Genomic DNA, 14186 nt, shown 5'->3' with positions numbered 1-14186 from the left:
TGTCAATCTTTTTTTTCGAAAAATAAAAGAACTTAGTCTATATATAAAAACAAAAGAAATAATATAAACAGATTTAAAAGGAATAGGATGAAAAAGATAGCAATTAATGGATTTGGTCGCATCGGACGCGCTGCCTTAAAAATAATAACAGAAACTGCCGATCTTGAGGTCGTTGGAATTAATGATCTGATGAGTATTGAAAACGCCGCATATCTGCTTAAATACGATAGTAACTATGGGAAATATGAAAAAGATGTGCGTATCGAAGGAGATACAATTGTGGTCGATGGAAAGGTGGTTAAATATACAAGTATCAGGGAGATTGAAAAGTTACCTTGGAAAGATATCCAAGCGGATATCGTTATAGAGAGTACGGGTATTTTCACAAACAAACCGGACGCTGAAAAACACTTGACTTCTGGAGCAAAATTTGTCGTCATTTCTGGTCCTACTAAAGATACGCCGACAGTGGTCCATGGAGTAAATACCGAAGATGGCAGGGTGTCTGTTTTTTCATGCGCAAGTTGTACCACCAACAATATAAGTCCAGTAATCGAAATATTAGGCAGGAGACTGGGAATAAAAAAGGCCATACTAAATACCACACACGGTTATACAGCTTCACAGGCATTGGTCGACGCTCCATCAAAAAAAGAACCGCGTATGGGACGGGCTGCAGGCATTAACCTTGCCCCCGCGGCCACGGGGGCTGCAATAGCGACGACAAAAGCACTTCCGCAATACGCCGGAAAGTTTGACGGTATAGCTGTTAGGGTACCTGTTCCAGTAGGATCCATCTCCGATATTACGTTTATTGCAGAAAGGTCCACCACAATCGAAGAGATCAACCAAATTTTGATCGAAGAGTCAAAAACTGATCGCTATAAAAAGGTGCTAACGGTAACCGACGAGCCCTTGGTATCTACCGATATTATCAAAAGTCCATTTGCAGCGACAGTAGATCTAGAAATGACTCGAGTTGTCGATGGCGACCTGGTGAAAGTGATGGCTTGGTATGACAATGAATGGGGATTTACCAACCAAATGATCAGACAAATTCAATCGATTTAGTGCGGTAGCAACGAAGAACTTAACGTGCGAGGGGTTATCTAAAGGTTAGATAGCCCCTTCTTAATACAATTTTATACTTCTTGCAGCCCAGTCAAATAAAGTAAGCAGCATGAGTATTCAAATATTCAACTTTTAAACAAATCTTTCATTTTGTTAAAGTCCTGCTTAGGTTTTTTACAGCGATAGATCGTTTGCAGCACCCAATCTTCGCTACTTGCATAGGGACTATATAATTTTCGCACAGGAACAACTTTTTCGAAAAAAGGACAGAAGAAATTGTCACCGGTATCGTTATAACAAATGGCAATCACCGTTTGGGGCATCCGGCCTGTCGGTGCCCAGTTATAGAAGCTACCGTGATAACAAAAGGCGTTCGGAAGCCCATATGTACTCTTCATCAGTTCGACTGCACCCTCCTGCGAGTAATGTTTGCCCCAAATAAGACAACTTGCTTTTTCATTCGGGGGTAAACTGTCGTATACTGAGCGTAATTCATGCATACCCGTTTCCCATTTTTGCAGGTCCAAGTTGTTTTACAATTGTGCCAAAGCGTTTTTTACGCGCTCACGGTTTGGTTTAGATACTGGTATTTTCTCACGGTTTGCCAATAGTAAAGTCCCGCCGTCTTCCTTAAGCCAACTTTGGATATAAAAAGGGTTTATAAGGTGACTTTGGTGTGTTCGAATAAAGTTGTGTGGAATTAGTATTTCGCTGTATTCTCTTAACGGTTTTGAAGAAATTATTTTCTCTTCATTTAGTAAGTGAAAAACGGTATATGTATCGTCTGCTTCGCAACGTATTATATCGCTAATGAGTAAGTATCGAGTTTCGTTTTGAAAAGCAAGAGCTATCTTCTGAGGCACCCTCTGTTTCGATGTCAACTGCTGAATCAGAAATTCTACCCCGGGATTCTGCACTATTGTACTTACTTTTTTGCAAGCCTTTTCAACGGCCAATTTGAGCTCGTCTATATCAATGGGTTTTAGAAGATAATCTAATGCCGCATGTTTTATGGCTTGTATACCATATTGGTTGTATGCTGTAACAAAAATGACCTGAAAGTCTATTGTTTCAAAATCCTTAAGCAGGTCAAAACCTGTCTGACTCCCCATTTCTATATCAAGAAATACCAAATTGGGTCTATTATTTTTAATTAAGCTCGCTGCTTCAGTAATCGTATTTGCGATTGCCACAACTTCAACATGTGGACAATACTTAGCCAATAGCGCCTTTAAATTTTTGGTATTTGAAATTTCATCGTCCACTAAAATAGCACGTATCATAATAACCAGTTTTTAAAAATTAAAGATACGCATGTCCCCGTACTTTTAGATTCTGTATCTATGAAAATATTTGTCTCTGGATGCAATTCATTCCAAAGCTGTATACGCTCATTGGTTAACCTGATTCCTAATCCGAATGGTGTATGTGCTATATCATACCCTCGACCATTATCAAATATAGTTATTACCATATCACTCTCCTTCCTCTCAAAATATAAGCTAACCTTTCCACGTTCCTTCAATTCTGATATCCCATGTTTTATGGCATTTTCAACCAATGGTTGTAGGAGCATTGTTGGTATTTCGATGTTATTAGGATCAAGATCGCTAACATCAATCGCATATTCAAAACCAAATCGTAGCTGTTCCATCTGAAGATAATCGGTTAAAAGATTTCGCTCATCCGTGAGTGTATTTACCGATTCACTATCCAGCACATTTCGGGTGAGACGGGCAAATTTGCTTAAATACCTATTTGCATTGTCCACATCATTGTTATTTATAAAACTCTGAATGCTAGCGAGCGAATTGAAAAGAAAATGAGGATTGAGTTGCGCCTGAATCGAGATCAGTTTAGTTTCCGATATTTTTTTATTTAAACTCTCTTCTCGGATTTTTTTTCTATTTCTTCTACGCAGTACATAAATTAGAAGAAAGCTTATAATGCTAAAGATAATAATTAATGATAGAGACCACATGATCATATCTTGCATAGAGAAAGTTCTATCAATTTGTATTTTGACATTTTGTCTAAAACTAGACGATTCCATCTCTTGCTCCGTCATATTCTCTAATTGTGGTCGAATAATGATTTCATATTCTCCAGAATTTTTGAAATTCTCCCGACCTATTGAAATATTCGGTTGCTCTATTCCATCTACAGTGTAAAAACTGTAATTCCAAGAATTACTTTTAAATACAATGTTGCCAGTTTCCTTTTCTTTTACCAATAACGAGTAAATGGAACTGTAATCATTTTTTCTAACTGCAACCTTCAGACCTGTAACATCATTGTCCAAGATAATTTTCGACGCATCTGTTTTCATTTCAACCGCAGATCGATTTGATCTATCAATTAGCTCCCTTCCAAGAAAGATAATATCAGTTTTTGGGATCGCTGTGTTATATATAATCACGCTTCCCTGTTCTGAAGGATCTTTTTCGTTATATAAGGTTACAGAAATGGTCTTATTTCGGATCTCCGTTATTGGCAATTCTGCTATATAACCAAATAAGCCGTGTTTGTTAAAGGTCAGGTCCTCTAAGCGTCCGGATAACAACGTATTTTTTAAATCATCGACAACAGCAAAGCGATAGTTCTTTATGCCTGAAAGTAGTTTAGTACGAATTTTGAATTGTACCCTATTTCCATTATTGATATAAGTCAGCGCTTGGTTGCTTATGTTGGGAAACCTGTTTGCATAGCTCCTAATTTTACTTAGGCTATCGAAGGAGGCACCGATGCTTATTCCTGCAATATCTATACTCCCTAAATAATATTCTACCTTTTTGTCTATTGAATATTGTTCGCCTTTGCTGCTAACCTGAGCAACAATGGGTATCCAAAAGAATATAGCGATTAGTAAAAACGTGTTTTTTTTCATGATCTGCCGTTTATACTTACAAAACTCTATAATTATTAATTTTAAAAAAATGCAAAAACAGTATTGCTCTCCGCTCACTTGGTAAACTATACGCCAGGATCAGGATTTAATCATTTGAGCGCTCATCACAATTACGCTCTTATATAGAAAGGTATAAACACAAAGTCGACATAGCCGGACTCTATCTTATTGTATCCGACCGCATTCGCTTTCGAGAGTCGCTTTGCGATTACGTTGATCCTTATTCGCGCCATAAATGAACCTATTAGTTGAAGCTCAGACGTACCTGTCTTGATTCGTAGTACCCATAACTTGACGAAAGCAATCCTGCTAGATTTTGCGAGTATTTAACTCGGTTACCTTTATATTCGGAGCGCCTATGCTGTTCTGGACATAATCATAAAGACCTCCCCTCCATAAGAAGAATTTTCCAATCAATAAGAGCTTCGGTAAAGAAGTCATTTAGGTTACAATAAGATCTGATTTTTTCACTTGGGTTACTGAGATATCACGGAGATAAGCGCCTTATACAAGTAATAAAAATAGGTATAAAAGCTTAAATATTCAAAGGGGGGGAAACTACTCAGTATCAAATTGAAGGATCCCCTTCCCCTCGCGAATTGATTTATAAATACTATCCCGCAGTTTTGGATCTATGTTTTTTTGTTTAATGTATTTTAAAAAACCTGTAATGGTGTCATTATGATGATATATTCTTTCAGCACTACTCTTTTTCAATAATAATCTGTGATTACCAAGCAGATCCATTTCAGTTAATTCAATAGTTGAATGTATAGGTATTGGATCAGATAAGTTCACCTTGAAAGTTGGAACCTTTGATTTTAATAATACCCGATCCACCGTTCCTATTTTTTGATCGTTGAAATAAATATCATTGGGCATGGATTCTATTGTCTTTTCTTCTCTGAATTCCAGAAAATACTGTTTTTCCCTATCGAAATTACACCCCATCAAAAGTACGACCTCAATTAGTATTATTTTTACAGGTGAATATCTCATAATGCGTCTATAAATTATCAGGGATTAAATCTCAAATACTTAAGATTCATTAAAGTCCCCATTTTTAAATTCTCCCAATCTTCTGCTTTCGTATGTTCAAATACAATTTGACAGCTAATCTTTTCTGTGGCAGCTGGCTTAGGAGTGCCGTCGGGGCACCTCCTTTTCATGTTATTGCTCCATACGATTGGTCGGTTACTGGGATGCAGTAACAGGACTGGGTTTACGATCAAACATAACCGGTTTTTCACTACCGTCCAACAGAATTCCTATACCTTGAATCTGACCGTCCACATCGCTAAAGAAGTTAAAGAGAAGATTACTTGGTTCAGGATCCGCTGCGCCATCTTTATCGACAGACCGTGGGTCAAAAACATCATAATGTCGGTGGATAAGGACAACCTTCTCATAACCGAGTTCACTGTATAGCTTGTTATCCTTAAGCCTTACCTCAATAATTCCATATGCAGGATTCTCAAAAGAACCAGTGTACTGTTTTAAGGAATGGGAAGGGTTCGTCGCTGGAATGGGCAACTTTTCTTCTTCTTTTTTAACATGACGCAGCGAATCGATTTCAGCCTTTTTTTCACCATTCCAGTCGATTGGATTCAAACCAAGAAGTATATCCGCTATAGAATTTCTGACCACCGTAGGAACTTTAGATACGTTTTGATTGGTTAATACGACAATTCCGAGTGTATCTGTTGGAAAAAATGCCACATTCGCAGAAAATCCGTTAATATTTCCACCATGTTCTACTTGATAATGTCCTCTATAGGAGCCAATCATCCAGCCTAATCCATAATTGGAAAGGAAAACATCTTTGTGTTTGTCCGGTAAAGCGGCATCCATCACCATTTGGGAGCTCGCAGCCTCCTTTATGTAATTTGCAGGGAGTATTTCTTTCCCATTGAAATAACCTCGGTTGAGCCAAACCTTGAGCCAATTAGACATGTCATTAGCACTGCTATTTATGCTTCCTGCCGGCCCCATGCCACTAATATTATAATAATCAATTAGTTTTATCGTGTTATCTTTGGAAAGTGTATAAGGCAAAGATGCATCGCTATCCCGTTGGAAGGCTAAGAGATTGGTGTTAGAACGGGTCATTTGTAGAGGGGTAAAAAACTTTTCCTGTATATTTTGTTCCCATGTCTTACCACTCAATCGCTCCACAATCATTCCTTGAGCAAGGTACATAAAGTTATTATAGAACCATTTCATGCGCAGGCCTGAACTGGGTTTCATAAATCTGACCCGTGAAATCAGACTATCTCTATTTTTGCTATTGAACAGAAACCAAGATAAATCATAGCGGGACAAGCCTGTCCTATGCGCCATTAGGTCTTTAACCACGATTTGATTATCCATCTCATCATTGTAAAACCGTAACGCAGGCAGTAAAGATACCACTCTGTCCTCGAATGTCAGTTTGCCATCCGCTCTCAACAAACCTAACAATGAAGCGGTAAAAGCTTTGGAGCTCGAACCGATTGCAAAAAGCGTATTCGGTGTAACAGGTTTTTTATTCGCGAAATCACGATAGCCAAATCCCTTATTATAAATTATTTTATCGCCTTTTACAACAGCAACGGCAAAACCCGCCACATGATGATCTTTTAAAACTTGGCCGAGAACAGAATCAATTGCTTTAAATTGATCTTTCTGCCCACCTACTTTCCCAACCTGAGAAAATAGTGAAAAAGAAAACCAGGAACAAAAAATAAAGGTTAAAAGGAATTTCATATCAAATTGGAATATATACGAAAATACTTATTCAACATGATTCCCGCAAACTACTGGAGACATTGCCTTTAATTTTTTTATTCCTGGTTGTTCTTAGGAGGTTGCTGAATTTTACGATAATAACTGGTCTATCAATCCGTAAAATCTCCTAAATTATTCTTTCGTATAATTCGACTTTCCGTTTACATCCACCTGCTTACCTAAATACTTTGGTTTTCTATTTCTCATTACATCCAAAACCGCTTTCGTTACCGATAGTTTTTCTCTAAATGCATAATATTTATATCCAGGGTAAACTCCTCGATCGGCACTATAACCGAATGATTTTATGCCTAATTTATCACCCAGATAAACACATCTATTTAGATGATATTTTTGAGATACCAAAATTGCCGTATCAACATTAAATATATATTTTGCCCGGTACATGGTCGAGTAGCTATCGAACCCAGCATAGTCAATGTAAATTTTAGCGGTATCGATGCCATTTTTCTGACAGTACAACTTCATTACGCTAAGCTCATCGTACTCGTCTCTTCCATTGTCTCCTGACAACAATATTTTATCCACTTTGTGGTTTTTGTACAACGAAATCCCGGCATCGAGTCTATCTTTCAAATACCTACTTGGCTGATCACCATTGATGCCAGCGCCAAAAATGATGGCTACCTTGGTTCTTGGCACATCCTTAAGTTCAGTGAAAATCACCGAATCTGTTTTAGCCGTTACATTGCTATTGGTTATCACCACAACAACCAGGGCTACTACGCATAGAACGACAACCACTAAAACGAACCTTTTAATCTTTTTCATTAGCTTGATTTGTTCATGATAAACTTATCATTTTAAACACAAATTTAATAGTACAACCTATTGAAAATCGAACCAATTATAATTCGCTGCAGATAAATTATCATTCGTAGCCACTTACAGTCTTTTCGGTATATTTCATTTGGCTATTAATGCTCTAGAATTTAAACATAACCAACATCGCTTTATGATCGGTTGGCCACACGCCTTCGGGCAGCAGGAAGTTATATTCACTATCTTTTTCCTGCTTCTGTCCATACTTTACGGTTTCTACAGGACCGACAATGTTAGCTTTTACTGGTTTCAACGGTTTTTTGCTGCGGTAATAAACATAATCGATCCGATCTCGATCATCCGCTGTGGGTGCCCATGCCAATTTCCCAATGGGAACATCCTTGTTAAAAGCAGGATAGGTAAAACCAGGATGACTGACCGGGTTGGGATATAATTGACGGAAACTATCTATAAATCCGGCTTTTTCTAATAAAACCGAACAGTCCCAAGGAACCACTGCCCCACGATGGTCGAAAAGATCTTTTGTAGCCAATGTCCAATCCAAATGTGAAGGCTCATTAAAATCACCTGCAATAATAAACGATTGTGATTGATCCTCTTTTTCTACGTCGCTCAGGATATCTTGGATAGCTTCATCACGTTTGCTTTTCCGATTAGCCTCAATAATGGTACCTACATCTGAAACAGGACGATCTAACTTCTCCCAGGTCAAACCATCGTAACCACGCGGCAAGTAGCATGCATAATTTGTGTAGTCCAAATGTAAAGAATAGCATACAAAAGAACGCTTCCCAATCTTGATCTTACTTTTTAAAACACCGCCCATGGTACTATCTTTTTCATAAAGCGCATGCTGTGATTCGATCGGATATTTGGAAATAAAACCGACATCCAGTTTTGCATCACTGGACTGGCCAAAATAGATAGCCCCTTTAGATTTGAGTTCCATTAGTATACGCTGAATAAAATCTGTTCCCTTGTAATTGCGGACTTCACTAAAGAGAACGACATCTGCATGCTTGGCAATAATTTCGTCTGCAATCGCAGGAAACCCATTGGGCACAACAGTCCCCTCCTGCCAAATGTTGATCTGCAGTACTTTTACCTCATTTTTTGCCTGAGCGAAGAGTGTATGCCCCAAAAGGGCTATCACTAAAAGCAATATCATCTTTCTTAATTTCATTGGAGTTGTCTATTTCTACTGGAAAGTGTTACCGCAACGTTCTTGCCGAGAGCGGTTTCTACCATTATCATATGAGCGAGTTTCTTACTTATTTCTGTAATAACCAAATAATTTTATCCACATTATCAACTCCAACACATTGTCGTTGACTTGCTTCATCAACTTTTTCGCGATTTGTATCGAATTCAGCAGTAGGATACATCCAACGCAACGGCATTTTTGTATTTGTAACATTTTGATCAGCTTCAATTGAATAGCATCATATTAATCAGCATTCCACGATTTATTAAATAGCGAATTATTTAATACCTTAGCCACACAAAGTTTTAGCACAACCGGTTTATGAACATAAAAATCAAGTATCATGAGTTTGAAACAAACGTTTTATAAAGTACGAAGTTCTAAAACAGTTCAGGGAATTCTAATCGCCAACATTTTTGCATTTCTAATTATTGGTATGCAATCTTCATTGCTGCCCAAGGATGCAGGGGTACTTGTTTTTTCTGAGTTTGTGATTATTCCACTGTTGATGGGTATTATCATGGCTTGGTGTTGGAAAGATACTGACATGAGAGGTAAACAAATAACCGCATGTTCTATCTTGGGTGGCCTTATGGCTATCTTACTCAGCTTTATATTCCTAGGTGAGGGCATTATTTGCCTCTTAATTGTTTCACCTCTTATCTTTGGCTTTGTTATCGCAGGTGCCTTTATTGGAAGGTCAATGTTTAAAAAGAGTAATCAAAAATTGAATATAAGCATTGTTAGCCTCTTACTTGGAATTTTTATTGTCGACTCCCTGACTGATCACCATCATGAAAATATGGTCTCCGATGAGATCTTAATTCATGCGAGTCCAACGCAAGTATGGCAACACGTGGTCGCCTTCGATCCCATATCTCAGAAGGAAAACTATTGGCTTTTTAGTATAGGAATGCCGAGCCCCATGGCTACAACGGTAAGTGAACATAAACTGGGCGCAAACCGAAAATGTATTTTTAGCAACGGGTATGTTTTCGATGAGAAGATTGTAAAATTTGACGTCAATGAAAACTTAATTTTTGATATCATTGATCAACCCAAAGACCCTGAAATCATGGGACATATCGATATCAAAAGAGGTCAATTTATATTGAAAGACAATGGAAATGGTACCACTACCCTTATTGGGAACAGTTGGTATAATCTCCATGTTTTCCCGACTTGGTACTATGACCTTTGGGCAGAAAGTATCACTAGGAATGTCCATTTCCGAGTCATGGAGCATATTAAACTTTTAAGCGAGCGATAAACTATGTTTTCTTTTGTGGTAAAAAGAGTTGGCTTTTTAAAGGATATCCCCTTATTAGCCATTCTATTTGATAGTCTCATGAGATTTTGGATGTTCATTGCCAAGCCTGAACTGCTAAATTGGATCGATGACCTGGAAGAAAATGTAAAAGGAATGCCCGGGACGACGATTGGGATACATAAATATGGTGGGACTGCGTTCAATTATTTAGGAAAGGAATTTGCACATGTCCATAGCAATGGTTTAGTGGACATTTTATTAAATAAAGAGCTAAAAAAATCATTGATGATGGAGGGAAAAATTAAGGACCACCATGTGTTTAAAAATTCAGGCTGGATCAGTTTTTATCTTCACAATAAGCAAGATGTTGCCTATGCCTGTTATCTCTTGAAAAAGGCTTACGATCGTGCTAGATAAAAACAGCATGCTATATTCTTTTAGACAGGCTTTGTCTTCATAAAATGTTCATTCACTGCAATAATTAGCTATCGGCTCTTTATTTTGGCTATCTATGTACTCATTATGAAGACACCATCTAGGTATAAAAAAGGAAGGTCTTTATCTTTTAGATTTAATATCTTTGCTGTATGAATATTGAACAGATCAAACAACCTTTCCTCAAAAAATTCCCTGGAGATTTTTCCAATAACCCTACACAGCGAGGCACGCCAAAAGTGCTATTTGCTACGATTGAACCTGCAGGGTTTGAACAGCCTCAACGGATTGCTTTTAACGAAGCTCTTGCTGAGGAAATAGGGCTGGGTAAATTTGAAGAAAAGGATCTTAACTTTCTGGTAGGCTCTCACCTACCCGACAATATTCAGACCTACGCTACAGCTTATGCCGGACATCAATTTGGTAATTGGGCCGGGCAACTGGGCGACGGCAGGGCCATTCTGGCGGGAGAAATTACTAATGCTGCTGGTAAGAAGACCGAAATACAATGGAAAGGAGCCGGTGCAACACCCTATTCAAGGCGTGCAGACGGAAGAGCCGTATTGCGGTCTTCTGTACGTGAATACCTTATGAGTGAAGCCATGTATCACTTAGGCATACCTACCACCAGGGCCTTAAGCCTGGCCTTTACAGGAGAAGATGTTCTTCGGGATATCATGTATAACGGCAATCCACAATACGAAAAAGGAGCCGTAGTGATCAGAACTGCCGAAAGCTTCCTTCGCTTTGGGCATTTTGAACTGATGTTTGCTCAGGGTGAACATACGTTATTACAGGATCTGCTTGATTTTACAATTGAAAATTACTTCCCTGAAATTGTTTCATCCGATCAGCAGAAATACAAAGATTTTTTTGAGAATGTATGTATCCGCACAGCAGACTTAATGGTAGAATGGTTCAGAGTAGGTTTTGTACATGGGGTAATGAATACAGACAACATGTCCATCTTAGGCCTAACGATCGATTATGGTCCCTATTCAATGCTGGATGAATATAATTTAAATTTCACCCCGAATACTACGGATCTACCGGGAAGAAGATATGCATTTGGAAAGCAGGCACAGATTGCCCAATGGAATCTATGGAAACTCGCAAATACCCTCCAGCCCATCATCAACGATGAAAAGTTTCTTGAAAACACCCTAAATAATTTTGGCGTTTATTTTTGGGAAACTCATGACAGAATGCTCTGCAAAAAATTCGGATTTGATGAACTAAAAGAAGAGGATGAGGTGTTTTTTAATAACTGGCAGAGCTTAATGCAGGACCTCGCATTGGATCATACCTTATTCTTCAATCAACTGGAGAAAACAACACCAGAAACTGATTTACAGGAACATTTCAGCCCGGTAGCTTACGGCGCTTTAAATGAAGAAAAGCTCAGCAGACTGAAAGACTTCATGGAAAACTATCGATCCCGTCTGAATTCAAATGCTATTTCAAAAGCTGAGTCCGTGGAATTAATGAAAAAAACAAACCCCAAATTTATATTGCGGAACTATCTTCTTTACCAATGTATTGAAGAAATTAGTGCCGGAAAAACAGCACTGTTAATGAAGCTAACGCAAGCATTAGAAAATCCTTACCAGGAATTATTTCCGGAATTTTCCGTCAAGCGTCCTTCAAGCTATGACGACACCGCAGGATGTTCTACACTTTCATGCAGTTCGTAGTATGAAATGCCCCGTTCGTTAAACATTCAGGGTGGGTTTAAAAGCTAAAGTTTAGGATATGTAGATTTTCTAAAAATAATCATACACAAGTAAACCTGCCAAGAGATAAGACTCCAGGTGCATATCCTGAAAACTAACACTAGGTATATCACTATCCGAAGAAAACTCGGCCCTTTTTAATAGGTCACGTATCTGAGCAACTTTAAATTTTAAATAAATCACGCGTATTCCACAAAATATAGATCCTGACGTACAGATCAATAGTATAGTAAACAATTGATTTCTTACCGAAGATATTTTACAATAATTTTTGACTGACAGATACAGAAAAGGAAGAATCCCAAAAGAGAAAATAAAAATCAGTGCAGGCAAAACCTGACCGGGTAGGCGCCAACTATTATTAAGCAAAGGGCTTTCACCTATTATTTCGGTGGTAAAAAACACCAAAAACCGATCTCTAATAAAAAAGGCAATTAGACACAATACGATTGACAGTCCAATAGCAATGCTGTATTCCTTCATCATTTTCTTTTTCGCAAAGTTTTTTATAGGTTATCGACTTAAACCATTTTCGATATTGCTTTTACATCGTACAATTTGTTTTTTCATTAGCTTAAGTTCCTTTATCTTAGTGTCTATCTGTTGCAATTTAAGATCAAGCACTTCCATTTTACTTGCCTGAGTCAGCTCTTTTTGATACCATGCATCAATAACCTGTTTAATTTCAGCTAAGGTAAAGCCTACAGCTTTCGCCATCTTTATGAACCTCAGTTTTTCGGTTACTTCATCGTCATAATACACGTACTTGTTGGAAGTTACATCCTTTTTTGTCATGCCAGAAATGAGTCCGCTCTTTTCATAAAAGCGTATAGTTCCAATAGGCATGTTCGCTTCCTTCGCTAGTTGACTAATTAATTTCACTTGATAATCAATAGTTTAAAAAAATAATAAAAGTATATAGTATACTTCATACTTGTGGGTTGTAAAAATACAGTTTAAATTTGTCTATTGAAAATCAATGGTAACTATCAATTATCTTTTATCATGAAAATAGGATATTCCGACAAAGAACTTATTAAACTTGTACCCGGCTTCACAAACAATTTTATTGTAATAAATGGCCTATCAATCCATTATGTTCAAGGGGGCAAAGGAGACCCCATAATTCTTATTCCGGGTTATCCAGAAACATGGTGGGCTTACCATCATGTCATGCCAATATTAGCAGAAGACAACCAAGTATTTGTTGTTGAAATTAGAGGGATGGGTAGCTCGGATAAACCGGAAAATGGTTACGATAAAAAGAACATGGCCAAGGATATCTACGAATTAGTCAAGCATTTAGGCTTCGACAGCGTTTGTATTGCAGGTCATGATATCGGTGCACATGTCGCTTTTAGTTTTGCTTGTAATTATCCACAAGCAACAAGCAAATTGATACTGCTGGATACACCACATCCAGACCCAAGCATGTATCAGCTTCCGATGTTACCTATTTTAGGGAGCAGTTATTTATATCCGTGGTGGCTAGCTTTCAACCAAGTCAAAGAATTGCCAGAAAAGTTGCTTGAGGGACGCATGTCAATCGTCATCTCTTGGTTATTCGACAACCTGCTGATTAATAAAGATAGCATAAGCCAATTTGATATATCGGTGTATAGTAAAGCGTATGACAACCAGGATGCCATTCGTAGTTCCAATGCATGGTATCAGGCCTTTCCACAAGATATTAAAGATTACGGGAGCTATGATAAATTAGAAATGCCAGTCCTAGCGATTGGTGCGAGTGGTTATGACCTATTGCATCATTCTTTACCGGAAATCACCTGTAATCTAACACTTAAAAAAATTGAAAACTGTGGCCATTTTATTCTTGCCGAAAAACCTATCGAAACTGCCGAATTGATCAAAGAGTTTTTATTGACGATCTAATTTCAGACGAAATCAACTTGTAATCAACCAGCAACGATTGTGTTGGCTATCCGCGTAGGATTTTCAGCTTTGGGGATAGTAGTGTCCTAGTTTCAAAATAAA

The 14186-nt window shown here is 38.0% G+C and carries 13 protein-coding genes; 5 read left to right on the top strand and 8 right to left on the bottom strand.

Going from position 1 to position 14186, the window contains the following annotated elements:
• Positions 1 to 87 precede the first annotated feature (87 nt).
• Positions 88 to 1071: a type I glyceraldehyde-3-phosphate dehydrogenase gene (locus B3H30_RS23745; RefSeq protein ID WP_070568495.1), complete on the top strand. Its 984-nt coding sequence runs from the start codon at positions 88 to 90 to the stop codon at positions 1069 to 1071.
• Positions 1072 to 1196: 125 nt separating this feature from the next.
• On the opposite strand, the gene B3H30_RS23740 is transcribed toward B3H30_RS23745, so the two are convergent.
• The 7 genes from B3H30_RS23740 to B3H30_RS23710 form a co-directional block, all read right to left on the bottom strand.
• Positions 1197 to 1571, bottom strand: a complete 375-nt coding sequence (locus B3H30_RS23740) for a hypothetical protein (RefSeq protein WP_070568498.1) — start codon at positions 1569 to 1571, stop codon at positions 1197 to 1199.
• A gap of 33 nt (positions 1572 to 1604) precedes the next feature.
• Positions 1605 to 2354, bottom strand: coding sequence for a LytR/AlgR family response regulator transcription factor (locus B3H30_RS23735; protein WP_070568500.1), 750 nt, complete (start codon positions 2352 to 2354; stop codon positions 1605 to 1607).
• The gene (locus B3H30_RS23730; protein WP_286831428.1) at positions 2351 to 3958 is read right to left on the bottom strand and encodes a sensor histidine kinase; all 1608 of its coding nucleotides are present in this window, start codon (positions 3956 to 3958) and stop codon (positions 2351 to 2353) included. The genes B3H30_RS23735 and B3H30_RS23730 overlap by 4 nt, the downstream gene beginning before the upstream one ends.
• 579 nt (positions 3959 to 4537) lie before the next feature.
• Positions 4538 to 4978 carry a hypothetical protein gene (locus B3H30_RS23725; protein WP_070568506.1) on the bottom strand — a complete coding sequence of 147 codons (441 nt, stop codon included), beginning with the start codon at positions 4976 to 4978 and terminating at the stop codon, positions 4538 to 4540.
• Positions 4979 to 5173: 195 nt separating this feature from the next.
• Entirely contained in the window at positions 5174 to 6724 is a 1551-nt protein-coding gene (locus tag B3H30_RS23720; protein WP_070568512.1) for a serine hydrolase, read from the bottom strand.
• A gap of 153 nt (positions 6725 to 6877) precedes the next feature.
• Positions 6878 to 7537 carry a SanA/YdcF family protein gene (locus B3H30_RS23715; protein WP_201303515.1) on the bottom strand — a complete coding sequence of 220 codons (660 nt, stop codon included), beginning with the start codon at positions 7535 to 7537 and terminating at the stop codon, positions 6878 to 6880.
• 154 nt (positions 7538 to 7691) lie between these two features.
• A complete protein-coding gene (locus tag B3H30_RS23710) occupies positions 7692 to 8732 on the bottom strand; it encodes an endonuclease/exonuclease/phosphatase family protein (protein WP_070568522.1) in 1041 nt (346 codons plus the stop codon).
• A gap of 364 nt (positions 8733 to 9096) precedes the next feature.
• On the opposite strand from B3H30_RS23710, the gene B3H30_RS23705 reads away from it, so the two are divergent.
• The 3 genes from B3H30_RS23705 (at position 9097) to B3H30_RS23695 (ending at position 12152) form a co-directional block, all read left to right on the top strand.
• Entirely contained in the window at positions 9097 to 10023 is a 927-nt protein-coding gene (locus B3H30_RS23705; protein WP_070568525.1) for a hypothetical protein, read from the top strand.
• Positions 10024 to 10026: 3 nt separating this feature from the next.
• Positions 10027 to 10440 (top strand): luciferase family protein, encoded by a 414-nt coding sequence (locus B3H30_RS23700; protein ID WP_070568527.1) that lies wholly within the window; start codon positions 10027 to 10029, stop codon positions 10438 to 10440.
• A gap of 170 nt (positions 10441 to 10610) precedes the next feature.
• Complete coding sequence (locus B3H30_RS23695) at positions 10611 to 12152, top strand: protein adenylyltransferase SelO (protein ID WP_070568529.1); 1542 nt, start codon at positions 10611 to 10613, stop codon at positions 12150 to 12152.
• Between the two features lie 552 nt (positions 12153 to 12704).
• On the opposite strand, the gene B3H30_RS23690 is transcribed toward B3H30_RS23695, so the two are convergent.
• Positions 12705 to 13073, bottom strand: a complete 369-nt coding sequence (locus tag B3H30_RS23690) for a MerR family DNA-binding protein (protein ID WP_070568534.1) — start codon at positions 13071 to 13073, stop codon at positions 12705 to 12707.
• A 123-nt stretch (positions 13074 to 13196) separates the two neighbouring features.
• Between B3H30_RS23690 and B3H30_RS23685 the strand changes: the two genes are divergently transcribed.
• Positions 13197 to 14084 carry an alpha/beta fold hydrolase gene (locus tag B3H30_RS23685; RefSeq protein ID WP_070568803.1) on the top strand — a complete coding sequence of 296 codons (888 nt, stop codon included), beginning with the start codon at positions 13197 to 13199 and terminating at the stop codon, positions 14082 to 14084.
• The last annotated feature ends 102 nt before the right edge of the window (positions 14085 to 14186 follow it).

It is taken from the genome of Sphingobacterium sp. UBA7038 (genome assembly GCF_002494055.1).
In the GTDB taxonomy this organism is placed as follows: Bacteria; Bacteroidota; Bacteroidia; order Sphingobacteriales; family Sphingobacteriaceae; genus Sphingobacterium; species Sphingobacterium multivorum.
Note: the sequence above shows the minus strand (reverse complement) of the source record. Positions and strands in the feature narration are given on the sequence as shown.